The sequence below is a fragment of the Parvibaculum sedimenti genome (assembly GCF_009184905.1).
GTDB classification, from domain to species: Bacteria; Pseudomonadota; Alphaproteobacteria; order Parvibaculales; family Parvibaculaceae; genus Parvibaculum; species Parvibaculum sedimenti.
Genome location: NZ_WESC01000008.1, coordinates 90,145 through 114,399, shown reverse-complemented (window position 1 = coordinate 114,399; position 24,255 = coordinate 90,145). Strand labels below are relative to the sequence as shown.

Below are 24,255 nucleotides of genomic sequence, written 5' to 3'. Positions count from 1 at the left end.
CCGCCAAAGGAGCACCCATTACGACGGATTGGAATTGCTTACATCGGCCGTGCGATAGAAGACGTGCTGTCCGATCTTCGCGACCTCGACCATGTGCTGCGCCCAGTTCGGGTTCACATAGCTCGCGTGATAATAGGTCGCCGGACCGACAAGGCTGCTGCGCACCCTGCCCGACAGCACGTAATGCGCCAGGCGTTGCGATTTACGCCACGCCACCGGATCGCGCGGACGATCGAGATCACCGTTGCAGGCGAAAGAGAACTGGCACTGCTTCGACTTCTGCCCCTGGAAGACGACGCCGCAAATGCTCGTTGGATAAAGGCCCGACGTCACGCGGTTGAGGATCACCTCGGCGACGGCAAGCTGGCCGATCGCGCTCTCGCCACGCGCCTCGAAATAAATACCTTCGGTCAGGCAGCGCCTTTCCTTCTCGAGATTGCGCAGATCTATCTTGATCGCGGGAGCGAGCGGAACTGCATTTTCGACAAGCGCCGATTTTGTGTTCGACGGCCGGAAGACCGCGGGAATGGCGATCGACGCAGGCGCGGCGCCGTCGAAGCTCGCCTGCACCACGCGCCCGCCGTCCTGCGGCACGGCAGCGAGCTGCTTCGCGAGACTCGCGACGGGAAGCGCTTCGGTCGAAGTAATGCTGGTGAGAAGCGTTGCCGAGACGACGGTGAGCCCGATAAGGCCAACCGTCACATGAAGTGCACCAGATATGATGTGGCTCGCATCGAGCCACTCGAGAAGCTTACGCATCGTTCTCCAATCCGACCGCTTTGTTGTTCAATCAGTCCCCGGAGCATCTCGCTCGTGCGATTTGCCTTTGCCCCCTACTGGGGATTTACCGAGATACTGCGGACAGCGCCGACAGTACGTGCCAGAGCCCGATGCCATCCCGACACCTGGGCATTCACACACTTAACAAGTGACCCCGAAGTAGCACACACAAAACGGCACGACAACCATTTCATTGCTGTGCCCCAGCAAGATTCCGCTATGTCGTTGGGTTTCCGGGGCTTTTGTGGAGAAATAAATCGGAAAATACGGCCAATTTGCCACCTTATGCGCGACCAGAAGTGTCCAATCGTCGCATCTCGCGCATTGATACGCAGACTGATTCAGGCACAACTGCGGCAGAAACATGGCACGCGTGAGCGAAGAAGCGCATGGGGCCCATGCATCTTTCGCACCCGCACATCTCAGCACCATGAGAACGTTTCAAAAATCGGTTTTGAACGAGGACGAGTCCATATATTCCGTTTACGGATTATATGGCGACAACGACAATCGAGATATATATCCGTATACTGATATATAGCGAGAGCCGCGCGGAAGTTTTTCCGGCCCATCGGCCCATTCGCGCGGCGCCCCGACACGCCTCCCGAGGCAACGAAAAAGGGGGCCTTTCGGCCCCCTCAAATCGTTAACGAAATCGCTAAAATGCCCGGAAAATCGGTCTTTCAGCGGCCGCCGCCCCTCATTCGTGGCCGGCATTGGCGGCGACGGAAAGAGCCGCCTGGGCCGCCGCGAGGCGGGCGATGGGCACGCGGTAGGGCGAGCAGGAGACGTAGTTGAGCCCAACCTCCTCGCAGAAGGCGATCGATGCCGGGTCGCCGCCATGCTCGCCGCAGATACCGAGTTTGATGTCGGGACGGGTCGCCCGGCCGCGCTCCGCTGCGATACGCACCAGCTCGCCCACGCCCTCGGTGTCGAGCGAGACGAATGGGTCCTGCGAGATGAGCTTCTTCGCCATGTAGTCGTTCATGAAATTGGCCGCGTCGTCCCGGCTGATGCCATAGGTCGTCTGGGTCAAGTCATTGGTACCAAAGGAGAAAAACTCGGCCGATTCGGCAATCTGCCCAGCCATCAGGGCGGCGCGGGGCAGCTCGATCATGGTGCCGATCTGGTAGACGAGGCTCACGCCCTTCTCTTTTTCGACCGCCGCGGCCACGCCGACGATCTTTTCCTTCAGCATATCGAGCTCGCCCTTCATGGAGACGAGCGGGATCATGATCTCAGGTATGACGGCCTCGCCTGTCTCCCTGGCGGCCTCGATGGCCGCCTCGAAGATCGCCCGGGCCTGCATCTCGTAGATCTCGGGGTAGGTGATGCCGAGGCGGCAACCGCGATGGCCGAGCATCGGGTTGAACTCGTGAAGCTCCTGAACGCGGCGGGCCAGCTTGTCCGCCGCGATGCCGGTCGCCTCGGAAACCTGGGCGATCTCTTCCGGCGTCTTGGGCAGGAACTCGTGGAGCGGCGGATCGAGCAGACGGATCGTGACCGGCAGGCCCTTCATGATGACGAAGAGCTGGCGGAAGTCGTCCCGCTGCATCGGCAGGATCTTGGCCAGCGGCTCGCGGCGGCCCCTGGAGTCGTCGGCGAGGATCATCTGGCGGACGGCGACAATGCGCGTCTCGTCGAAGAACATATGCTCGGTGCGGCAAAGGCCGATGCCCTCGGCGCCGAACTTGCGGGCCGTCGCCGCGTCGAGCGGCGTTTCGGCATTGGTGCGCACCTTCATGCGGCGGTGGCTGTCGGCCCAAGCCATCAGCGTGGCGAAATCACCCGAAAGCTCCGGCTGGAGCATCGGCACCTCGCCCTTGATGACCTGACCGGTCGAACCATCGACCGTGATGATGTCGCCCTTCTTGATGGTGACGCCCATGACCGTGAATTGCTCGGCCTTGTAGTCGATGCGGATCGAGCCCACGCCCGAAACGCAAGGCCGGCCCATGCCGCGCGCAACCACCGCCGCGTGGCTCGTCATGCCGCCGCGCGTGGTCAGGATCGCAACCGCCGAATGCATGCCATGAATGTCTTCAGGCGAGGTTTCGATGCGGACCAGAATGACATTGCGCCCGTCGCTCTTGGCGGCCGCCGCCTCGTCGGAAGAGAAGACGACTTCGCCCGCCGCCGCACCCGGCGAGGCCGGAAGCCCCGTCGCGATGACGTCGCGCGGCGCGTTGGGATCGAGCGTCGGATGGAGAAGCTGGTCGAGGGCCGCCGGATCGACGCGCGTGATCGCCGTCTTCTCGTCGATGAGACCTTCGCCCACCATCTCGACTGCGATCTTCAGCGCGGCCTTCGCCGTGCGCTTGCCCGACCGCGTCTGGAGCATCCAGAGCTTGCCGCTCTGCACCGTGAACTCCACGTCCTGCATGTCGCGGTAATGCTTTTCGAGGCGCTCGAAAACGGCGGTCAGCTCGCCGAAGACTTCCGGCATCGCCTCTTCCATCGAGGGCTTCGTGTCCTTCGATTCAAGACGCGCCTTCTTCGTCAGCGATTGCGGCGTGCGGATGCCCGCCACCACGTCCTCGCCCTGCGCATTCACGAGGAACTCGCCATAGATCGCGCGTTCGCCGGTCGAGGGATTGCGCGTGAAGGCAACGCCCGTGGCGCTCGTCTCGCCCATATTGCCGAAAACCATCGCCTGCACGTTGACGGCGGTGCCCCAGCTTTCGGGAATGTTGTGAAGACGGCGATAGGTCTCCGCGCGCGCATTGCGCCACGAACCGAACACGGCGCCGATCGCGCCCCAGAGCTGCTCGTTCACATCCTGCGGGAAGGGACGGCCAAGCTCTTCGGCGACGCGCGCCTTGTAGCGCTCGATCACCGCCAGCCAGTCTTCGGCGGTAAGGTCCGTGTCGAGCGTACGCTCATGCTCTTCCTTGTAGTACTCAAGGATCTCTTCGAAATTGTGGTGGTCGACCTCGAGCACCACATCCGAATACATCTGGATGAAGCGGCGATAGCTGTCGAAGGCGAAGCGGCGATCTCCCGAACGCTTGGCGAGACCTTCGACGGTCACGTCATTCAGGCCGAGGTTCAGAACCGTATCCATCATGCCCGGCATCGAGGCGCGGGCGCCGGAGCGCACGGAGACGAGAAGCGGATTTGCAGCATCGCCGAATTTCGCGCCGACCGTCTTGCCGACATTTTCGAGCGCAGCCGAAACCTGGCCTTCGAGTTCGGCCGGATAGTTGCGGTCATTGGCGTAGAAGGCGGTGCAGACTTCCGTGGTGATGGTGAAGCCCGGAGGCACCGGCAGACCGAGATTCGACATCTCGGCAAGGTTCGCGCCTTTGCCGCCAAGGAGATTGCGCATCGAAGCCGCGCCTTCCGCCTTGCCGTCACCGAAAGAATAGACCCACTTCTTATCAGCCATATCGCTTACGCCTCTGGTTGGCCTTCTACATTACCACTTTCGTCATGGCCCGGCTTGACCGGGCCATCCACGTCTTTCTGCTGAACTGCCGTCAGAAAAAGACGTGGATGCCCCGCCCGCCTTTAGATCAAAGGAGGGCGGGGCATGACGGTGACACAGTTGAGCGCCGAGGGGCCTACCCCTCGACCTTCGAAAAATCCGCAACCTCATGCAAAGCTGCACGGATAAGCGAAAGCAGGCAGAGCCGGTTCGCACGGACTTGCGGCTCGTCCGCATTCACGGTGACCTTGTCGAAGAAGGCGTCGACCGGCGCACGCAGGCGGGCCAGCGCCGTCATCGCGGCGGCGAAGTCCTCGCGGCCGATGGCGTGGGTCGCCTCGGCGCGGGCCTCCTCGATGCGGTCGAAGAGGTCGCGCTCCTCGCCGAGCTTGAACAGGGCCGGATCAGGCTCGCCGCCGTAAGTCGCCTTGTCCTTCTTCTCCTCGATATTGAGGATGTTCACCGCGCGCTTGTAACCGCTGAGCAGATTCTTGCCGTCCTCGGTGCCAAGGAAGTCGGACAGCGCCTCGACGCGCTTCACGATGAGAACGAGGTCGTCCTGCGGCTGGCCAAGTTCGTTCAGCGCGAAGACCGCATCGACGAGGTCGTGCCGCGCGCCGCGGTCGCGAAGATAGACCTTCAGGCGATCGGCGAAGAAGGAGAGGAGGTCTTTGCAGATGACGGCATCCTTTGCAGTCATCGAACTTGATTTCTCGATGAAATCTACGACTTCACCTTCAGTCCGACCCGTCATATCGGTATACGCGGCACGCAGAGCGCCAGCGGCGGTAGCCTTCCGCACCTCGATAATTGAAGCAAACGCTGCAATCAAAGGAAGGCGCAACTTCCCTTCCAGAAGAATGCGGATCACACCCAGCGCTGCACGACGCAGAGCAAACGGATCTTTCGATCCCGTTGGCTTCTCGTCGATGGACCAGAAGCCCGTCAGCGTGTCGATCTTGTCGGCAAGCGACACGGTCTTGCCGAGCGCCAAAGCGGGCACGGCGTCGGAGGGGCCGACCGGCGAATAATGCTCGGCAATCGCGTCGCCGATTTCGTCGCCCAATCCGTCAGCCTTGGCATAGTAGCCGCCCATCAGGCCTTGCAGCTCAGGGAACTCGCCGACCATGCCGGAGGTGAGATCTGCCTTGGCGAGACGGCCCGCAATCTCCGCCTTCACCGGATCGACGCCCGGAATGACGGCAGCCAGTTCGCGCGCAAGCTTTGCGATGCGTTCGGCCTTTTCGCGCACCGTGCCGAGCTTCGCCTGGAAGACAACTTCCTCGAGCTTCGGCAAGCGGCTTTCGAGCGTCGCTTTCTTGTCCTGTTCCCACAGGAAGCGGGCGTCGGAGAAGCGGGCGCGCAGCACGCGCTCATTGCCGTTGACGATGGCCTCGCCGCCATCCTGCGCAATGAGGTTCGAGATGACGATGAAGCGCGGCGCGAGCTTGCCCGCGTCATCCGTCAGCGCGAAATATTTCTGGTTCGCACGCATGGTGCTGGTCAGCACTTCCTGCGGCACGGACATGAACTGATCGTCGATCTTGCCGATGAGCGGCACCGGCCATTCGACGAGGCCTGCGACTTCCGCGAGAAGCGCGTCGTCCTCGACCAGATGAAGACCCGCATCCTGCGCGAGATGCAGCGCTCCTTCATGGATGGCGGCGGCGCGCGCGGCGGGGTCAAGCATCACATGATGCCCGTGCAGCTTCTGCTTGTAGTCCGCGAAGGAGGACACGGCGAAAGAACCTCCGCCCATGAAGCGATGGCCGCGCGTCATGTCGCCGGAGCGAATGCCGTCGATCTCGAAAGGCACGACCTTGCCGTCGAGAATGCAGAGTACGGAATGCAGCGGACGCACCCAGCGCAGCGTGCCCGTGCCCCAGCGCATCGACTTCGGCCAGGGGAAGGCGCGCACGACTTCCGGCACGATCTCGGCGATGAGATCGGCAGTAGCGCGGCCCGGCTTCTCGGTGATGGCGACATAGAAGTCGCCCTTCTTGTCCCCCTGCACCGTCGCCTGATCGATGGAGGACAAGCCAACCGACGTGAGGAAGCCTTGCACAGACACATCGGGAGCCGTCGTTCGCGGCCCCTTGCGCTCTTCCTTCACATCCGGCGTTTTCTCCGGCAGCCCATCGATGACGAGCGCAAGACGGCGCGGCGTCGCGAAGGCCTGCGCCTTCACCGCATCGACGCCAGCGTCCTTCAGCGCGTCGGTGACAAGGCGCTGAAGATCTTCGCTCGCGCGCTTCTGCATGCGGGCCGGAATTTCTTCCGAGAAAATTTCGAGAAGCAACTCGCTCATTATTCGGCGCCCCCTGCCGGCGTCTTCAGCCAGGCTTCGGCGCAGCCCTTGGCGAGCGCGCGCACGCGGCCGATATAGGCCTGACGTTCCGTGACCGAGATCACGCCGCGCGCATCGAGCAGATTGAAATTGTGGCTCGCCTTGATGCACTGGTCATAGGCAGGCAGCGCGAGGCCCTTGTCGAGCAGCGAAGCGCATTCCTTCTCCGCATCAACAAAATGCCGCTTCAGCATCTCGGTGTCCGCATATTCGAAATTATGTGCGGAAAATTCCTTCTCGGCCTGATGGAAGACATCGCCATAGGTCACGCGGTCCGCGCCTTGCGCGCCGTTGAAGTCGAGGTCGTAGCCGTTATCGACGCCTTGAATATACATGGCGAGGCGTTCGAGGCCGTAGGTCAGCTCGCCTGCAACCGGATGGCAGTCGAAGCCGCCCACCTGCTGAAAGTAAGTGAACTGCGAGACTTCCATGCCGTCACACCAGACTTCCCAGCCAAGGCCCCATGCGCCGAGCGTCGGGCTCTCCCAATCGTCCTCGACGAAGCGGATGTCGTGGTTCTTCGGGTCGATGCCAAGCTCGTAGAGGCTCTGCAGGTAAAGCTCCTGCAGATTGTCCGGGCTCGGCTTCAGGATCACCTGGAACTGGTAATAATGCTGGAAGCGGTTCGGGTTCTCGCCATAGCGCCCGTCGGTCGGGCGGCGCGAGGGCTGCACATAGGCCGCCTTCCAGTGCTTCGGCCCGAGCGCGCGGAGCGTCGTCGCCGGATGGAAGGTGCCCGCGCCCATCGACATGTCGTAAGGCTGGAGAATCACGCAACCCTGCCGCGCCCAATATTGCTGGAGCGTCAGGATCAGGGACTGAAAGGAGTGGTCGCGCTTCGCGGTCATGGTCGCCCGTGTATTCAGCTTCCGGTTCGAGCCCGGTGTGACCGGCGGCAGAGTACCGCTAGGCGGGCGCAAATTAGCGGCATGGGCCTATAAGGGTCAAGCAAGCCGCCCTCTTTGCCCTTCCCCAGCGTGACGCGGGGCCCCGGCACCCCCTATAGTCGCGCGGAATGGGGCTTGTTCGAGGCCCTGACGGTCGTCGGGAGGACATGCGCGTGGCGGATATTCTGATCGGCAAGAGCGGCACCAAACCGGAAGTCCTGCTTCTCGCCCGCGCCAACCGCCACGGCCTCGTCACCGGCGCGACAGGCACCGGCAAGACGGTCACCCTGCAGGTGCTGGCCGAGGGTTTCTCCAATGCAGGCGTGCCAGTCTTTGCCGCCGACATCAAGGGTGATCTTTCGGGCCTCAGCCAGCCGGGCGACGGCAAACCGCCCTTCGTGAAGCGGGCGAAGGAAATCGGCGTCGAATATGTGCCGGACCGCTTCCCGACGATCTTCTGGGACGTTTTCGGCGAAGAGGGCCACCCCGTCCGCGCCACCATCTCGGAAATGGGCCCGCTGCTGCTCGCCCGCCTGCTCGACCTCAACGACACACAGGAAGGTGTGCTCAACATCGCCTTCCGCCTTGCCGACGAACAGGGCCTGCTGCTCCTCGACCTGAAGGACCTGCGGGCGATGCTGACATATGTGGCCGAGAACGCGGCATCGCTCAGCGCCCAATATGGCAATGTCTCAAAGCAATCGGTCGGCGCCATCCAGCGGCAATTGCTGGTGCTGGAAAATCAGCGTGGCGGTGAGTTCTTCGGCGAGCCTGCCCTCGAAATCGCGGAGCTGATGCGGACCGACCGCGAGGGGCGCGGCATCGTCAACATCCTGTCGGCGACGAAGCTGATGGACAATCCGCGCCTTTATTCGACCTTCCTTCTCTGGCTCCTGTCGGAACTTTTCGAGGAGTTGCCGGAAGTGGGCGATCTCGACAAGCCGAAGCTCGTCTTCTTCTTCGACGAAGCGCATCTCCTTTTCGACGATGCGCCCAAGGCGCTCATCGATTCCGTGGAGCGCGTGGTGCGGCTCATCCGTTCCAAGGGCGTCGGCGTTTATTTCGTGACGCAGAACCCGCTCGACGTGCCCGATCAAGTGCTCGCCCAACTTGGCAACCGCATCCAGCATGCGCTGCGCGCCTTCACGCCGCGCGATCAGAAAGCCGTGCGCGCGGCGGCCGAAACCTTCCGCCAGAACCCGGCCTTCAGCACGGAGGAGGCGATCATGTCCCTCGGCGTCGGCGAGGCGCTGGTCTCGACGCTCGACGCCAAGGGTGCCCCCGGCATGGTCGAGCGGACGCTGATCGCGCCGCCCTCAGGCCGCGTCGGCCCGGCGACCGATGCCGAGCGCCAGGCGATCATCGCCGCGAGCCCGATGCGCGGGCGCTACGACCACCCGATCGACCGCGAGTCGGCCTATGAGATGCTGCAAGAGCGCGCTGAACGCGACGGGGCGCCCGAAAAGGGCGGCGCTGCGTCCTCGACCTCAGTGCCGAGAAGCGGCCCCTGGGACAATGAGCCCGCGGAACCACGCACACCGACCCGTGCGCCTGCGCGCGAGCCGCGGCGGACCGCTTCTACGACTGAACGTGTGATAACGAATGTGGCTTCGTCCGCCGCACGCTCCATCGGAACGCAGATCGGCCGGGCGATCTTCCGCTCCATTCTGGGCAGCATGACAAAGCGCTGAAGGCCCGCTCGGGGTTCAGCGGCGGCCGTTAAAGCTGTCCGGTACGTAGAGCCCGTCTTCGACCTCACGCAGTGTACCGAGATCGCGCGGCTCGCCAGTGCGGGCGCGCGCTTTCACCATCGCCTCGCGCTGACGCTCGGCGGCGCGGAGTATCGACCTGTAGGCCGTGTAGCAGGCCGCCATGAACACGGCGGCAAAGACGAGCTTGCTCATCGCCTTCGTCCTCATTCCGGGCCGCTCAACTGCGAGCCCTGTGTCGCATTAAAGTCCAAAACGCCGCCAAAGGGAACGGGCTTCGATCGCGGCCAGAAATCCTTGCGCCAAACCGACGCCGAGTCCAACCGGTTCGGAGAGCCCGGCCCCGCCGGCGCGGCCCGAGAGACCAAAGCCACGTCGCCAGAAGGGTTTTCGCCCGCCTACCACCTTCAGCCGGACATTCTCGCCGTACTTCGCCCTCATTACACTCCTGATATCGCCCAATCCGTCGATCAATCCCCGGTCAAGCGCCGCCTGCCCCGCCCAGAACTCGCCGGTGAAAAGGCCTTCCGTCGGATCGACGAGGCGGCCGCCGCGGGCTTTGCGGACCAGCGCCTTGAAATTCTCATGCACCTCCTGCTGCAGGGCCTCCAGACGGGCAACATCTTCCGGGTTTTCCGGCTTGAAAGGATCGAGCATCGCCTTGCTCTCGCCAGCCGTATGCACACGGCGCTCGACACCGAGCTTTTCGATGAGGCCGGTGAAGCCGAAGCCCGAAGAAACGACGCCGATCGAGCCGATGATCGAGCTTTCATCAGCGTAAATCTCGTCCGCCGCGCAGGCAAGCATGTAGCCGCCGGATGCTGCCACGTCTTCGGCGAAGGCATAGACGGGAAGCTCCTTCTCCTTCGCCAGCGCACGGATGCGCTTGTAGATCAGCGACGATTGCACGGGTGAACCGCCCGGCGAATTGATGACCAGCGCCACCGCCTTCGCGCCCCGTGTCTCGAAAGCCCCTTCGATGGGCCCCACGGCGGAGGCGAAGTCGATACCGCCGCGCAGCGGCATCGCCATGCCGATGGGTCCGCTCAACCGGACCACGGCAACGGTGACGCGCGGACTCCATTCGGGGTCGATACGCTTACGCAAGGCAGTGGGCAGCAGAGACGCGATCAGTTTTTTCATCGAGGCTTTCAGACAGGTTGATCGAGAAGAAGCGGAGCGCCGTGGCGCAGAATGTTTTCGGCGCGTTCGGTAAAGCGTCCGTCGCGCCCGTGAAGCACGAGGCCCGGCCGCAGGGTGAGCGGCGCGCGGGAGCCGCGAATGCCCCGTACGATAACGCGCGACGCGGGCTTGCCCGCCGCCGGCCAGAGCGGGAAAACCTCGATACCGCCGACATGGCCCTCCAGTGCGACCAGTATCTGGGAGAGTGCATCGGCGCGATGGACGATGCTCACCGTGCCCTTGGGCCGCGCCATGACGCAGGCAAAGCGCACCCAGTCGGCAAGGTCGGAGCCAAGCGTCATATGCGCCTGCGCCTTGCCTGCATCGGGCGGCAGGGTCGAGGCGGCCGCATCGTGAAAGGGTGGGTTCATAAAAACGTGGTGCCAGCTCTGTGGCGCCAGTCCCAATGCGGCAAGATCGCGCACCGACGCGCCGACGTCGCCCTCATGGAACGAGACTCTGGTCTGGCATTCGTTACGCCGCGCATTCTCCTGCGCCACGCGCACGAGGCCCGGCTGCAATTCGAGCCCGGCAATCGCGAGATCTGGGACACGCGCGGCGAGGCAGAGCGAGGCGACGCCGACGCCCGAGCCCGCCTCAAGCGCGCGCTCGCCATGACGCGCCGGAACGGAGGCTGCGAGCAGCACCGCGTCGATCCCGGCGCGGTAGCCCTTCGCCGGCTGAAGCAGTTGCAAACGCCCGCCGAGAAAACCGTCATCCGTAAAGGCGCCCTCAAAAGAAGCCTTTGCCGCAGGCACTTTCTCCGCCGTCTCTTCCGGAAATCCGCTCATGTTGCTCGCCCGTTCATGCCACAGATCCGTTCACCGGCGCTCATACACCCTCGCCGGCATCCTTAACGATGCGCCTCGCCGTCGCGATATCCTCAGGCGCGACCATGATACGCCGCGGCAGAACGCCGAGCGAGCCCTCCACAATGCTCGTATGGGCATCGAGGATGAGGGGTTCGATGCCCGCCTCGCGCAGGCAGTGCTCCAGATAGGAGATGAGGACGATATCGTTGGTCCGAATCAGCTCTTCCATATCGCCGGATGCCCCGTTTACCGCATGATCCTGGGCAGGGAGCGGCATAGCCGCCACACTTGCCGCAAGAGTAAGGCCCTCTTATGCTGCCAAATAGGCTAACACAGTTCGGGAGTGTATTTTCCCGGACGGCATTTCTCAGGAGTAAAAATTGGGCGTCGTTGTCCCCCTCGAGGACGAACGCGTACGGAGCCAGAACGCCGTAGCGCAGTTGCAGGCCCTCGTGCGTGAGGACATGGAAGACGTAAACGAATTCATCCGTGATCGGATGGCTTCCGACGTTCCCATGATTCCCGAACTCGCCAGCCATCTCATCAATTCGGGCGGCAAACGGCTCCGGCCGATGCTGACTATCGCGGCCTCGCGGCTCTGCGGCTATCAGGGCTCGGACCACATCAAGCTCGCGGCCAGCGTCGAGTTTCTGCACACGGCCACGCTCCTCCATGACGACGTCGTGGACGAGAGCGATCTGCGCCGCGGCAAGAAGACCGCGCGCATGCTCTGGGGCAATCAGGCAAGCGTGCTGGTGGGCGACTTCCTGCTCGGCCGTGCCTTCCGCCTGATGGTCGAAACGAAAAGCCTGCGCGCGCTCGAAATCATTGCCAATGCCGCCTCGGTCATCGCCGAGGGCGAGGTGATGCAGCTCGCCGCCGCCAAGGATACCGGCACCACCGAAGACGCCTATATGCGCGTCATCGCCGCGAAGACGGCGGCGCTTTTTGCCGCCGCCGCCGAGATCGGCGCTGTGGTCGCGGCACGGAGCACCGGCGAGACCGCCGCGCTTGAATCCTACGGCCGCAATCTCGGCATCGCCTTCCAGCTTATCGACGACGCGCTCGACTATGGCGGCCGCGCCGCCTCGCTCGGCAAGAATGTCGGCGACGATTTCCGCGAGCGCAAGATCACCCTCCCCGTCGTCCTCGCCTTCCGGCGCGGCGGCAAGGAAGAGCGCGCTTTCTGGGAGCGCACACTGCGCGAGGGCGACCAGCGCGAGGGCGACCTCGAACATGCGCAGGGCCTCATGGCAAAGCATGGGACGATCGAAGACACCATCGCCCGCGCCCGCCACTATGGCGCCATCGCCAAGGACGCGCTGGCGATCTTCCCTGAGAACGCCTACTCCACGGCGCTGCTCGATCTGGTCGATTTCTGCATCAGCCGGACTTATTGAGCTCAAAAAAGTCCTGTCACTCCGGGCTGGTTCCGGAGTAGCGGCAAGGCTCAGGCAGCCGCCAACCACCAGCCGGGCCGCGCGATCGCATCCGCCGCACCCCGCGCCTCGTCCTCGCTTGCATAAATCCCGAAGCACGTCGCGCCCGATCCCGACATGCGGGCGAGACGGCAGCCCCTGGTCGCGCCAATTGCGGCGATGACTTCACCGATGACGGGCGCAATCTCCCGCGCCGGACCTTCGAGGTCGTTGCCATTTGCCTCCAGCCATCCGATCAGCGCATCGAGCGTTGAGAAGCGCGGCGCTTCCGAAGCTGTGGGGAGTTCAGCGACGATCGGCGCAGCAAGCGTCTTGAACACGCAAGCCGTCGAAACTTCCACCCCCGGATTGACGAGAAGCAGCGCGAAATGCGGCAAGGCTTCGAGCCGCGCGATCTGCTCACCCCGCCCGTGCATGAAGGCTGGCCGCGCATCGAGACAGACAGGCACATCCGCGCCCAGCGAAAGCGCGAGCGCGGCAAGCTGTTCCTCGCTTACATCCGCGTCCCAGAGGCGTTTCAGCGCACGTAGCGTCGCCGCCGCGTCGGCTGAACCACCGCCGATGCCGGAAGCGACGGGAAGATTTTTCTCCAGCAGGAGATGCGCACCCGCCTCGCGCCCAAGCTCGCTTGCGAGAAGGCGGCCCGCGCGAAGAACGAGATTGTCGCCCTCGCCTGCGAGCATGGCGCCGAAGGCGCCCGAGATATCCAGAGAGAGATCGGCGGCGGCGTGTGCCGTCAAGCGGTCGCCTGCGCGCGCGAAGACGACAAGGCTTTCGAGTTGGTGATAGCCGTCGCTGCGGCGCCCGAGAACCTTCAGCGAAAGATTGACCTTTGCCGGCGCGAACTCCTCGACCGATGCCGCCGCGTTCATGGCGTCAGGAGCCGGCGGGAGTGGCTTCGCGGGGCGCGGCGCGTTCGGCGGCATCAAGGCCGATTTCGAGCTTGCTTTTGAGCAATGCAATGCGCTTCTGCTCCGGCTTCATGTCGAGCGCATGGCTCCACTGGAAACGCGCTTCAATCTTGCGGCCCACTTTCCACAAAGCATCGCCCAGATGCTCGTTGATGGTCGGGTCGCCCGGCTCAAGCTCGACGGCACGCTCCAGATATTCAGCCGCCTTCGGATAATCGCCGAGCCGATAAAGCGCCCAGCCAAGGCTGTCGACGACGAAGCCGTCATTGGGACGCAGTTCCACCGCCTTCTCGATCATGGCCAGCGCTTCCTTGAGGTTGCGCCCCTGCTCGATCCAGGAGTAGCCGAGATAGTTGAGGACCAGAGGATGATCGCCGGAGAGCTTCAGCGCCATCTTCAGATCCGCCTCCGCCAGCGGCCATTTGCCGAGCCGCTCATTGCAGATGCCGCGCGCATAATAGATCGACCAATGCGAAGGCGAGGGCTTTCCGGCAAGCGCGATTGCGTGCGTATATTCGAGGGCGGCCTCGGCGTATTTTTCTTTGCCGCGATAAATGTCGCCAAGCGCAATGACGGGCTCGACGGCGGTGGGATTATCGGCCTGCGCCTCACGCAACAGCGCCACCGCCTCGTCCTGGCGGTCCAGCCGGTCGAGGTCGAGCGCCTTTTGAAGCCGCGCATTGTTGTAGAGCGGCGAATCCTTCTCGACCTTGTCATAGGCCGCGATCGCATCCGCCCAGCGCTTCTTCTGCTCATAGGTATCGGCAAGCAGCGTCCGCGCCACGTTGAAATTCGGGCGCATCCAGATGGCAAGCTGCAGATAGAGCGGCGCGACGTCGCTGCTCGGATCCTGCGCCAGCGCGCTGCCGAGCCCGTACAGCGCCTCCGCGACACCCTCCGCCGCGCTGGAGACGAGCGGCGGCATGGTCTTGCCGGAGGAGAGTTGCATCAGGCTGCTCTTCACCAGCGGATGATCCGGAGCCATGGCCGCATATTGATCGAGCACGGCGCGCGCCTCGTTGGCGCGGCCCTGCCGGTCGAGGAAACTCGCATAGGCCTGAACGATGCGGATCGACGTGCCGCCGCTCGCATCCATGGCAACGCGGTAGGCGGCTTCGGCTTTCTTCTTGTCGCCGAGGAGATCGTAGATCAACGCCTCATGATAGGCCTTGAAAAGACCGAAGGCGGGCTTGCCGTCAAAGACCCTCAATTTTTCGAGCGCGAGCTGCTCGTTGCCGGCGCCCGCTGCGGCCCAGGCTTCGGTGAGTGAGCCGACAAGGGCGACGAAAGCTCCCTGCTCGGCGCTACCGATTTCCTTCTGCGCATCCTTGTAGTTGCCATCCTTGATGGCAGCGAGCGAGAGGACGAGCCGCGACATGCGGTGATCGGGGACGATTTTGGTGAGGCGCCGGGCGAGTTCCACCGCCCGGTCCATGTCGCCGCCATTGAGCGACACCATGAAAGCGCGCTCCAGAACGACGGGATTGGCGGGCTCGGCTTCAAGCGTGCGGTCGAAATACTGATCTGCGACTTTCGTCTCGTGCTGGCTGCCGGCAAAGCGCGCCGCGAGATAATCGCCATAGATGGCGTCGCGGCCATCGTCGCCCCTCAGACTCGCACAGCCCTGAAGAAAGACCAGCGCCAGAAGCGCCGTTGCGCCGGCCACCCGGCGAGGCAAACCCCGGTGGCGGTTTGTGCCCCGGCAAGTCTCCGGAGCCATGAAGATGGACGCCATATAACGCCTTGCCTCTGAACAGGCGGGCCCTGGCTGCGCCGTGGCCCCGCCGAATCCGCGCTCAAATCTGCCCTTGCGGACACACAAAGGCCGGCGACCCTTTTCAGGGCGCGCCGGCCCCTTTGTCGGAGAGCTTAACGCATTCGTCGCGCTTGCGATATGAGCGGCGTAAGGTCGCCGATCACATATTCGGGTAATTTGGCCCGCCGGCGCCCTCGGGAACAGTCCAGGTGATGTTCTGCGTCGGGTCCTTGATATCGCAGGTTTTGCAGTGGACGCAGTTCTGGGCATTGATCTGGAAGCGCGGGTTCGAACCGTCCGCATCCCGCACGACTTCATAGACGCCAGCCGGGCAGTAACGCTGCGCGGGCTCGTCGAAAGTCGGCAGGTTGTAGGCGATCGGAATTGCCGGGTCCTTGAGCCTCAGATGGACCGGCTGGTCTTCTTCATGGTTGGTCGCCGACAGGAAGACCGATGAGAGCTTGTCGAAGGATACCTTGCCATCGGGCTTCGGGTAGTCGATCGGCTTGCACTCGGACGCTTTCTTCAGCGACTCATGGTCCGCCTTGCCATGCTTCAGCGTGAAGGGGAGTCCGATCCCGAGATTGTTCATCCACATGTCGAGGCCGCCCAGCGCCATGCCGATGATGGTACCGAAGCGCGACAGGAAGGGCTTCACGTTGCGGACGCGCTTCAGGTCCTTGTAGACCGGGCTGTGCTCATAAGCCTCGGCATAGGCCGTAAGCTCGTCGGCCTGCCGGCCCGCCTTCACGGCGTCGAAGGCTGCTTCCGCGCCCATCATGCCGGTGAGCATGGCGTTGTGGCTGCCCTTGATGCGGGGCACGTTGACGAAACCGGCCGAGCAGCCGATCAGTGCGCCGCCCGGGAAGGTGAGCTTCGGCACCGACTGGAAGCCGCCCTCGGTGATGGCGCGCGCGCCATAGGCAATGCGCTTGCCGCCTTCCAGCGTCTCGCGGATCGCCGGGTGCTGCTTGAAGCGCTGGAACTCGTCGAAGGGCGAGAGATAGGGGTTCTTGTAATTGAGGTGGACGACGAAACCCACCGAGACCAGATTCTCGCCGAAGTGATAGAGGAAGGAGCCGCCGCCGGTCGCATTGTCGAGCGGCCAGCCGAGCGTGTGCTGAACCTTGCCCTTCTTGTGCTTCTGCGGATCGATCTCCCAGAGTTCCTTGAGACCGATGCCGAACTTCTGCGGCTCGCGGCCCTCGTCCAGCTTGAACTTGCGGATGAGCTCCTTGGAGAGCGATCCGCGCGCGCCTTCGGCGAACAGCGTGTACTTGGCGCGCAGCTCCATGCCGCGCGTGTAGCTGTCCTTCAGCTCGCCATCCTTGCCGACGCCCATGTCGCCCGTGGCAACGCCGCGCACGCTGCCGTCCTCATTGTAGAGAACTTCGGCACCTGCGAAGCCCGGATAGATCTCGACGCCGAGTTCTTCCGCCTTCGTCGCCAGCCAGCGTGAAACGCTGGCGAGGCTGACGATGTAGTTGCCGTGATTGTTCATCAGCGGCGGGTAGAGGAAGCTCGGAATGCTCAGGCTGCCGGACGGCCCGAGAACGATGAAATGGTCGGAGGTGACGGGCGTATCGATGGGAGCGCCCTGTTCCTTCCAGTCCGGGATCAGCTTGTTGAGGCCGATCGGATCGATGACCGCGCCCGACAGGATATGCGCTCCGACCTCGGAGCCCTTTTCGATCAGGCAGACAGAGATGTCGAAATCCTGCTCAGCCGCCAGCTGGCGCAGGCGGATCGCAGCCGACAGGCCAGCCGGGCCGCCGCCGACGACGAGCACGTCGTATTCCATGAATTCGCGTTCGGGCAGCGGTTCGCTCATCACTATATCTCCTGGGACCGTCGGGCCTCTTTATGCCGGCACTTTATGGTGCTTCGTATCTGATTGGTCAACAAGTCGGGAGGGCCGTGCTAGTCTGTGCCCTATCCTGTTCAAATCCGATCCAGCAGAGCCTTAACCTTATGCCGCAGTTGGGGAAACCTTCCGGTCCTCTGACGCCTGACGAGGCGGCGGCCCTGCTTGCCTTCTATGTCGAGGCGGGGGTGACCGAAGCGCTGGCCGAGGAGGCGGCGGATCGCTACCAGCTCGCGAACCAGAATGCCGCCCCGGAAGCCGAACGCGGAGCGCCGCAACGCACACAGGCCGCCGAGCCACGCCGCGCCCCCGTCGGGCAGATGGAAGCGCCCGCTCCCCTTCGCACCCAACCGCCGACGACTATCCCGCTGGAAGATAAAGAGGCCGTCTCGAATGCGAGGGCGCTGGCCGCCAGTTGCCAGACGCTCGACGAATTGAAGGCGGCACTAGCCAATTTCGAAGGCTGTGCGCTGCGCTATACCGCCAAGAACCTCGTTTTTGCCGACGGCAACCCCGAAGCCCGCATCATGCTGGTGGGCGAGGCGCCGGGGAAAGACGAGGATCAGGAGGGCCTGCCTTTCGTCGGCCGTTCGGGCCAGCTTCTCGACCGCATGCTCGCCTCGATCGGGCTCGACCGCACACAGGTCTATATCGCTAACACACTGCCCTGGCGCCCGCCGGGCAACCGCGCGCCCACGCCCGCCGAGCAGGCCATCTGCGCACCCTTCATCGAGCGCCAGATCGAGCTGTCGAAGGCGGAAATCCTGGTGCTGGTGGGCGGCGTCTCGGCGAAGCAGCTTCTCGGCACCGACACGGGCATCATGCGGCTTCGCGGTCGCTGGTCGAGCTACGCCACGCCTGCCCGCGAAATCCCGGCCCTGCCGATCTTTCACCCGGCCTACCTGCTCCGCCAACCCGCCCAGAAGCGGCTCGCCTGGCACGACCTGATTTCGCTGAAAATGCGAATCGATTCCCTGCCGCCGCGGGACTAGGCCGGAAAACCCTTCGCACCCGCAAAAGATTCAACTCATGCGTGCTTGTGGGGGGCGACCTCACAGCTAAGATGCCCCCATGAACACGGGGGTGTCCCAAAACGATGCGGTCTCTCGCGAAAGCGAGGCTGCGATGAGAGGAAAGTACGGCCGTCGGCTTGCCGGCGTCGCCGTCCTTGTTTTCGGCTGCCTTGTCGCTATCTCCGCACTACCCACGGTTGTCGCCGCCGGGACGTTGGGCACGCTGAGCCTCAGGGAGGCCGCCCCGAGGCCTGCCGCCGATCCCCAGCCCGCCAGCGCCCTGATCTGGAGCCCCGAAGTGCTGAGCGGCGGCGACCGCGAGCGCTATCTGAAGATTTTCGCTGCCCAGAAGCGGGCCGACTGGAAAAAGGCCGACAAGATCGCGGCCACCCTCTCCGACAAGCGGCTGATGCCTTATGTGCTTCAGGAGCGCTATCTCAATCCGCGCGCGAAGGCGAAATACGCCGAGTTGAAGGCCTGGATGGCCAGCTATTCGAGCGTGCCGGGCGCCAACAAGATTTACGCGCTGGCAATGAAGAAGAAGCCGCGCAAAGCCGCCGCGCCCGAACGTCCCACCGCTCAGCGCTTCCGCCAACCGGCCCATGCGATCTATTCCGTCGATGACGGCGCCGATGTCGTCAATTCCGAGCGCTTCGCCAAGGTCGACGCCCGTATCCGCGAGATGGTGCGTGACGAGAAGGCAGCCGACGCCCTCAACTACCTGAAATCCACCTCGGCGCGTCTGGCGCTGACCGATATCGAATATGACAAGGTGATGGAGCGCATCGCCTGCTCCTTCTTCATCGAGAACGACAACGAGCGTGCCTATAAGGTCGCGAACGAGATTTCGGATCGCCACGCGCGGCAGGTACCGCTGGCGGACTGGTATGCGGGCCTCGCGGCCTGGCGCATGGAGCATTACGCCGACGCGGCGCGGCATTTCGAGCGTCTGGCGCGTTCCGACACTGTAGCGGACTGGTCGAAGGCTGCAGGCAGCTTCTGGGCCGCGCGCGCTTACCTCGCCAACCGCCAGCCTGCCCGCGTGGCCGAGATGCTCGAAGCAGCCGCCGACACCGGCGCGACGTTCTACGGCCTGCTCGCCACCCGCCAGCTTGGCCGCGAGCCGCGCATCACATGGGTGGAGCCGAAGCTCGATCGCACGGCCTATGAGGCGCTCATCGCCGATCCCGCCGTCGCCCGCGCCGTTGCACTCGCACAAATCAATCGCCGCGATCTCGCGGAGCAGGAACTCGTGCGCGCGCACGGCTGGCTCGACCCTGCGCTCGACGGCGCGCTGATCGCGCTCGCTTCGACCTTCGATCTTTCCGCCGTGGAATTGCAGGTTGCAAGCGCCGCCAACCTGCCGCCGCTTCGTCCCCGGAACGGCGAGATCGCCATCAATGCCGGGCTCTTTCCCGTGCCCGACTATCGCCCGGCGGACGGCTTCCGCGTCGACCGCGCGCTTTTCTTCGCCTTCATGCGGCAGGAGAGCAAGTTCCGCCCGGACCTCACCTCGCCCGCAGGCGCGCGCGGGCTGATGCAGATCATGCCCGGCACGGCGAGCCACATTTCGCGCGACACGACGCTTGCCAGCGCCAACAAGGACAAGCTTTTCGACCCGTCCTACAATCTGACGCTCGCCCAGCAATATCTCGAAACGCTGATGAACTCGGCCGAACCGCGCGGCAATCTCTTCATGCTGACGACGGCCTATAATGGCGGGCCCGGCAATCTGAGCCGCTGGCTCGACAGCATCAACTTCAAGGGCGATCCGTTCCTCTTCATCGAGAGCATTCCGGCACCCGAGACGCGCGGCTATATCGAACGTGTGCTCACGAACTTCTGGATCTACCGGTCGAGGCTCGGCCAGCCGCTTCACTCTCTCGACGCCACCGCCTCCGGCGACTGGCCCGTTTACGATACGGCAGAATCCCAGGGCGGATCGCTCTCGCTGCGCTGAGCACGGAACGCCGCCCCATCCACGTTTCAGTAACCAAGGAAAGGCACCCCCATGCCTGGCATCGACACCTCGCGTACCTTTATCCCGCTGAACATCGCCGTCATGACCGTTTCCGACACGCGCACGAGCGAAACGGACACCTCCGGCGACGTGCTTGCCGAACGCATCGAGAAGGCCGGCCATCATCTCGCAGACCGTGTCATCGTCACCGACGATCTCCAGATGATCCGCAACCAGCTTCGCACCTGGATCGCCGACGCTCATATCGACATCGTCATCTCGACGGGCGGCACCGGCCTCACCGGCCGCGATGTGACGCCGGAAGCCTTCAAGTCGGTCTATGAAAAAGAGATCGACGGCTTCTCCGCGATCTTCCACCGCATCAGCTACGAGAAGATCGGCACCTCGACCATCCAGTCCCGCGCGACGGCCGGCGTCGCCCACGGAAAATATCTCTTCGCACTGCCCGGCTCGCCCAGCGCCTGCAAGGACGGCTGGGACGAAATCCTCCAGTACCAGCTCGACAATCGCTACCGCCCGTGCAATTTCGTGGAAATCCTGCCACGCCTTCAGGAACATAAATGAATTGAGTCGGCTTGATCCGGTTCGCCCCGCCCTCCAATCTGGCAGGGAACTGGCGAACAAGATCGGTCACACGGGAGAAAGTAGAATGTTCAAGGAATTCCGCGATTTCGCCCTGAAGGGCAATGTGCTCGACATGGCGGTCGGCATCATCATCGGCGCCGCCTTCACCGGCATCGTCACGTCGCTCGTCAACGACGTCATCATGCCGCCGATCGGCGTTCTCCTCGGCGGCGTCGACTTCTCGAACTACTTCCTCGCACTCACCATGGACCACGCGCCTGCCTCTATCGAAGCGGCAAAGACCGCCGGCGTTCCCGTGCTCGCCTATGGAAAGTTCATCAACGCCATCATCAACTTCACGATCGTGGCCTTCGCCCTCTTCATCGTCATCCGCCAGATGAGCAATCTGAAGAAGCGCATCGCCAAGGGCGAGGAAGCGGCTCCTGTGGAAGAAAAGCCGCGCCAGGAAGCTCTGCTGGAAGAAATCCGCGATCTGTTGAAGGCGCGCAGCTAATCTCTACCGCGCCATCGCAGATAATCCTCCGCCGTGTCGATGTCAGACAGCGTTTCGAGCAGCGACACACGGAGACCGGCGCCTTCGACATTGGCGAGCGTGTCGGCAAGCGCATGTTCGCTCGACCAGCGCACATGCTCGAAAATCTCGACGACGCGCGGGCGTCTGCGCATTCCCACAAGCCAGTAGCCGCCATCATCCGCCGGACCGAACACGGCATCGGCCTGCCCCAGCGCCTCGAAGGCACACGCGATGTGATGCGCGTCAATGTCTGGAATATCGCAGCCAACAATGACGACGGGCCCGGGCGGCAGATCGCGCATCAGGCGGCCCATGCGCTGCCCGAGATCACCCTCCCCTTGCGCGATGCGCGGCAGGTGCGCGGGCCAAACGCCATTTTCATGCACGGACCTGTCAGGCGAGAGCGCTAGCACTGTCTGCCAGCGTGGATCCGCGCCGACGCGGCACAGAAGATCGAGGCTCGCGCAGCGATAGAAGCGCGTCGCCTCAACCGCGCCGATGCCCTTCGCGAGCCGCGTCTTCACACGGCCCATGCGCGGCGCCTTCGCCATCACGACGAGCTGGCGCGTCAGCGACATTCAGGAATAGATGCGCGCGATCACACGCGGCGGCACACGCATATAATAGAGCGCAAGACAGAGCGCGTTTCGCGCGATGCGCCGCGCGAAGCCGTCGCGCACGTAGCGTTCGGGGCTCGTCACCGCGCGGCCACGAAGCATCACGAGCCTGCGACGTCCGATGCGGCGGACGAGATCGACGTCTTCCATCAGCGGAATTTCTCGATAGCCGCCAGTTTTTTCATAGAGACGGCGGTTCACCAGCAATCCCTGATCGCCATAGGGAAGCTTGAAGAGTGCGCAGCGCAGCGCGACCGCAAATTCGACGAAACGCGCCGCGCCCGAAAAATCGTCCAGCGCGAAATGGAAGGCAGCGGCGACCTCCGGTCCACGAAAGCGGCCATTGGCGATCTGCTCGAAAAGCTTTTCGACTTCGTTTTCCCAGCCCGGCTGAAGCACCGTGTCGGCATGGAGGAAAAGGAGCCATGTGCCCTTCGCCGCCTTCGCGCCCGCTGCGAGCTGGCTGCCCCGGCCACGTGGGCTCCGCACGAAACGCGCGCCCGCCGCCTCAACGATCTCTGCCGTCGCGTCAGTCGAGCCGCCATCGGCGATGACGACCTCACGCACAGTGCCCCGCACGGCGGCGGACACCAGCGACGACAGAACGCGCGGCAAGCTCGCTTCGGAATTCAAAGTGGGAATGACAACACTGATCATGCGTTCGCCATCATAGCTGCTGCGTGTGCGAAGGCGAGACAAAGAGCGCTAATGTTCTTGTTATGTTCTCAATTTTACGCTAGTTTTTTGAGCATGACAGCGAGTCACGACATAGCACGCCCCGGCCGCCCTGCCCGCACCCCAGCCAATTCCCCGATTGGCCCCGCGCCGGCAGCACGGCCTCCCCGCCTGACGGACCCCGCCCCTCTCGCAAAGCCCGGGGTTCCCCAGAATGGCCGCCGCGGCCGGGGCGCGCTTACCAATGAAAGCGGTCGCTTCGAGGCCGAGCGCCGCGTGCTGCTCGACGATGGCTGGGGCACGATCGATGCGCCGCCGCCCTTGAAGACGCATGTGACGGCCGAGACGCCGCGCACCATCATCACGCGCAATTCCTCGCCCGATATTTCCTTCGACCGCTCGATCAATCCCTATAGGGGCTGCGAGCATGGCTGCGTCTACTGCTTCGCACGGCCGACGCATGCCTATATGGGGCTTTCGCCGGGGCTCGATTTCGAAAGCCGCCTCTTTGCCAAGCCCAATGCAGCGGCGCTTCTGGAGAAGGAGCTTTCGCGCAAGGGTTATGAAGTCGCGCCCATCGCCATGGGCACGAACACCGACCCCTATCAGCCGATCGAACAACGCTACCGCATCACGCGCAGCATTCTGGAAGTGCTGTCGGCCTATAATCATCCCGTCACCATCGTCACCAAGTCGGCGCGCGTGACGCGCGACCTCGACATTTTGTCCGACATGGCCAGACGCGATCTCGTCAAGGTCGCGATCTCGGTGACGACGCTCGACGCCAGGCTCGCCCGGACGATGGAGCCGCGCGCCTCGACACCATCGCGCCGCTTCGAAGCGATGACGCTTCTCTCGCAAGCGGGCGTGCCCACCGGCGTCATGGTCGCGCCCGTGATCCCCGCGCTCAACGACAGCGAGATCGAGAAGATCCTCACTGGTGCTGCTTACGCTGGCGCGCAATCGGCGGGCTTTGTGCTGCTGCGCCTGCCGCTCGAGATCAAGGACCTCTTCCGCGAATGGCTGGAGGAGAACAGGCCCGACGCCGCCGAACATGTCATGTCGCTCATCCGCTCCATGCGCGGCGGCAAGGACTATGACGCTGAATGGGGCAAGCGCATGCGCGGCACCGGCCCCTATGCCTGGCAGATCGGCCGCCGCTTCGAAATCGCAACGAAGCGTCTTGGCCTCGACCGCGGCGGATGGCAGCTCGACGGCACGAAGTTCAAGGTGCCGCCGCACGTGGGAGATCAGTTGGCGCTTCTTTGAATTTCTATGTGTCATCCCGGCGAAAGCCGGGATCCATTGGCAGCCCCGCAAACGATGAGCTACCACGTTTACATCCTCGCCGGCCGCAAGAATGGAACGCTTTACGTCGGCGTAACGAATAGTCTCGCACTCCGCATTGCCCAACATCGCGCGGGCACGGGATCGCAATTCACGAAGAAATATCGCGTACACATGCTCGTCTATGCGGAGGAACACGAGGATGTTGGGGAAGCTATCTGGCGAGAGAAGGCGATTAAGGAATGGAAGCGCGCGTGGAAGATACAATTGATCGAGAGCGCCAATCCCGAATGGGACGATCTCTTTGTTATGCTCAACCGATAGGCGAGTGGATCCCGGCTTTCGCCGGGATGACATTTCAGTTTTAAATATCGAGAAGATAAACAGTGTCAGATGACACGCCATTGCCTATGCGGCAAACTCCGCCGCATGACTCGTCCCCCGAAAACAGATTCGACAACAACGAAGC

General features: G+C 63.4%; 21 protein-coding genes. 8 read left to right on the top strand and 13 right to left on the bottom strand.

The genetic code is table 11. From position 1 onward, the window contains the following. Positions 1 to 18: 18 nt before the first annotated feature. The 4 genes from F2P47_RS10415 to F2P47_RS10400 form a co-directional block, all read right to left on the bottom strand. Complete coding sequence (locus F2P47_RS10415) at positions 19 to 759, bottom strand: cell wall hydrolase (RefSeq protein WP_152216293.1); 741 nt, start codon at positions 757 to 759, stop codon at positions 19 to 21. Between the two features lie 721 nt (positions 760 to 1,480). After that, positions 1,481 to 4,168, bottom strand: coding sequence for a pyruvate, phosphate dikinase (gene ppdK / locus F2P47_RS10410; RefSeq protein ID WP_152216292.1), 2,688 nt, complete (start codon positions 4,166 to 4,168; stop codon positions 1,481 to 1,483). A 175-nt stretch (positions 4,169 to 4,343) separates the two neighbouring features. Beyond that, on the bottom strand, positions 4,344 to 6,515 hold the full coding sequence (gene glyS, locus F2P47_RS10405) for a glycine--tRNA ligase subunit beta (protein WP_152216291.1): 2,172 nt from the start codon (positions 6,513 to 6,515) through the stop codon (positions 4,344 to 4,346). Continuing rightward, positions 6,515 to 7,402 (bottom strand): glycine--tRNA ligase subunit alpha, encoded by an 888-nt coding sequence (locus tag F2P47_RS10400; protein ID WP_152216290.1) that lies wholly within the window; start codon positions 7,400 to 7,402, stop codon positions 6,515 to 6,517. Before F2P47_RS10400 ends, glyS begins: the two co-directional genes overlap by 1 nt. A gap of 212 nt (positions 7,403 to 7,614) precedes the next feature. On the opposite strand from F2P47_RS10400, the gene F2P47_RS10395 reads away from it, so the two are divergent. Next, on the top strand, positions 7,615 to 9,132 hold the full coding sequence (locus F2P47_RS10395) for a helicase HerA-like domain-containing protein (protein ID WP_246176834.1): 1,518 nt from the start codon (positions 7,615 to 7,617) through the stop codon (positions 9,130 to 9,132). 15 nt (positions 9,133 to 9,147) lie between these two features. Here F2P47_RS10395 and F2P47_RS10390 read toward each other — a convergent pair whose 3' ends face one another. The 4 genes from F2P47_RS10390 to F2P47_RS10375 are packed head-to-tail and all read right to left on the bottom strand — an operon-like array spanning position 9,148 to position 11,373. After that, positions 9,148 to 9,345: a hypothetical protein gene (locus F2P47_RS10390; RefSeq protein WP_152216288.1), complete on the bottom strand. Its 198-nt coding sequence runs from the start codon at positions 9,343 to 9,345 to the stop codon at positions 9,148 to 9,150. A gap of 48 nt (positions 9,346 to 9,393) precedes the next feature. Further along, complete coding sequence (locus F2P47_RS10385; protein ID WP_152216287.1) at positions 9,394 to 10,293, bottom strand: S49 family peptidase; 900 nt, start codon at positions 10,291 to 10,293, stop codon at positions 9,394 to 9,396. A gap of 8 nt (positions 10,294 to 10,301) precedes the next feature. Further along, positions 10,302 to 11,123, bottom strand: coding sequence for a tRNA1(Val) (adenine(37)-N6)-methyltransferase (locus F2P47_RS10380; protein WP_152216286.1), 822 nt, complete (start codon positions 11,121 to 11,123; stop codon positions 10,302 to 10,304). 40 nt (positions 11,124 to 11,163) lie between these two features. Next, positions 11,164 to 11,373, bottom strand: a complete 210-nt coding sequence (locus F2P47_RS10375; protein WP_152216285.1) for a putative signal transducing protein — start codon at positions 11,371 to 11,373, stop codon at positions 11,164 to 11,166. Between the two features lie 151 nt (positions 11,374 to 11,524). Between F2P47_RS10375 and F2P47_RS10370 the strand changes: the two genes are divergently transcribed. Next, positions 11,525 to 12,544 (top strand): polyprenyl synthetase family protein, encoded by a 1,020-nt coding sequence (locus F2P47_RS10370; protein ID WP_152216284.1) that lies wholly within the window; start codon positions 11,525 to 11,527, stop codon positions 12,542 to 12,544. 50 nt (positions 12,545 to 12,594) lie between these two features. Here F2P47_RS10370 and F2P47_RS10365 read toward each other — a convergent pair whose 3' ends face one another. From F2P47_RS10365 to F2P47_RS10355, 3 genes are all read right to left on the bottom strand, one after another. Beyond that, positions 12,595 to 13,455: a 4-(cytidine 5'-diphospho)-2-C-methyl-D-erythritol kinase gene (locus F2P47_RS10365; protein WP_152216283.1), complete on the bottom strand. Its 861-nt coding sequence runs from the start codon at positions 13,453 to 13,455 to the stop codon at positions 12,595 to 12,597. Positions 13,456 to 13,459: 4 nt separating this feature from the next. Beyond that, the gene (locus tag F2P47_RS10360; RefSeq protein ID WP_185681062.1) at positions 13,460 to 15,160 is read right to left on the bottom strand and encodes a tetratricopeptide repeat protein; all 1,701 of its coding nucleotides are present in this window, start codon (positions 15,158 to 15,160) and stop codon (positions 13,460 to 13,462) included. Between the two features lie 250 nt (positions 15,161 to 15,410). Further along, positions 15,411 to 17,081: an electron transfer flavoprotein-ubiquinone oxidoreductase gene (locus tag F2P47_RS10355; RefSeq protein WP_152216281.1), complete on the bottom strand. Its 1,671-nt coding sequence runs from the start codon at positions 17,079 to 17,081 to the stop codon at positions 15,411 to 15,413. Between the two features lie 140 nt (positions 17,082 to 17,221). Between F2P47_RS10355 and F2P47_RS10350 the strand changes: the two genes are divergently transcribed. From F2P47_RS10350 to mscL, 4 genes are all read left to right on the top strand, one after another. Further along, positions 17,222 to 18,106 carry a uracil-DNA glycosylase gene (locus F2P47_RS10350; RefSeq protein ID WP_152216280.1) on the top strand — a complete coding sequence of 295 codons (885 nt, stop codon included), beginning with the start codon at positions 17,222 to 17,224 and terminating at the stop codon, positions 18,104 to 18,106. A 133-nt stretch (positions 18,107 to 18,239) separates the two neighbouring features. After that, positions 18,240 to 20,087 (top strand): lytic transglycosylase domain-containing protein, encoded by a 1,848-nt coding sequence (locus F2P47_RS10345; RefSeq protein WP_185681061.1) that lies wholly within the window; start codon positions 18,240 to 18,242, stop codon positions 20,085 to 20,087. A gap of 51 nt (positions 20,088 to 20,138) precedes the next feature. After that, the gene (moaB, locus tag F2P47_RS10340) at positions 20,139 to 20,672 is read left to right on the top strand and encodes a molybdenum cofactor biosynthesis protein B (protein ID WP_152216278.1); all 534 of its coding nucleotides are present in this window, start codon (positions 20,139 to 20,141) and stop codon (positions 20,670 to 20,672) included. Positions 20,673 to 20,757: 85 nt separating this feature from the next. Beyond that, positions 20,758 to 21,186: a large conductance mechanosensitive channel protein MscL gene (mscL, locus tag F2P47_RS10335; protein ID WP_152216277.1), complete on the top strand. Its 429-nt coding sequence runs from the start codon at positions 20,758 to 20,760 to the stop codon at positions 21,184 to 21,186. On the opposite strand, the gene F2P47_RS10330 is transcribed toward mscL, so the two are convergent. Both F2P47_RS10330 and F2P47_RS10325 read right to left on the bottom strand, forming a co-directional pair. Beyond that, positions 21,183 to 21,785, bottom strand: coding sequence for a TIGR04282 family arsenosugar biosynthesis glycosyltransferase (locus F2P47_RS10330; protein WP_152216276.1), 603 nt, complete (start codon positions 21,783 to 21,785; stop codon positions 21,183 to 21,185). The two genes, mscL and F2P47_RS10330, sit on opposite strands and share 4 nt — an antisense overlap. Beyond that, the gene (locus F2P47_RS10325) at positions 21,786 to 22,481 is read right to left on the bottom strand and encodes a TIGR04283 family arsenosugar biosynthesis glycosyltransferase (protein ID WP_152216275.1); all 696 of its coding nucleotides are present in this window, start codon (positions 22,479 to 22,481) and stop codon (positions 21,786 to 21,788) included. 87 nt (positions 22,482 to 22,568) lie between these two features. Here F2P47_RS10325 and F2P47_RS10320 point away from each other — a divergent pair, with 87 nt between their 5' ends. Together F2P47_RS10320 and F2P47_RS10315 are read left to right on the top strand one after the other, a co-directional pair. Beyond that, positions 22,569 to 23,768: a PA0069 family radical SAM protein gene (locus F2P47_RS10320; RefSeq protein WP_425500035.1), complete on the top strand. Its 1,200-nt coding sequence runs from the start codon at positions 22,569 to 22,571 to the stop codon at positions 23,766 to 23,768. A 54-nt stretch (positions 23,769 to 23,822) separates the two neighbouring features. Next, positions 23,823 to 24,110 carry a GIY-YIG nuclease family protein gene (locus F2P47_RS10315; RefSeq protein ID WP_152216273.1) on the top strand — a complete coding sequence of 96 codons (288 nt, stop codon included), beginning with the start codon at positions 23,823 to 23,825 and terminating at the stop codon, positions 24,108 to 24,110. Positions 24,111 to 24,255: the final 145 nt, after the last annotated feature.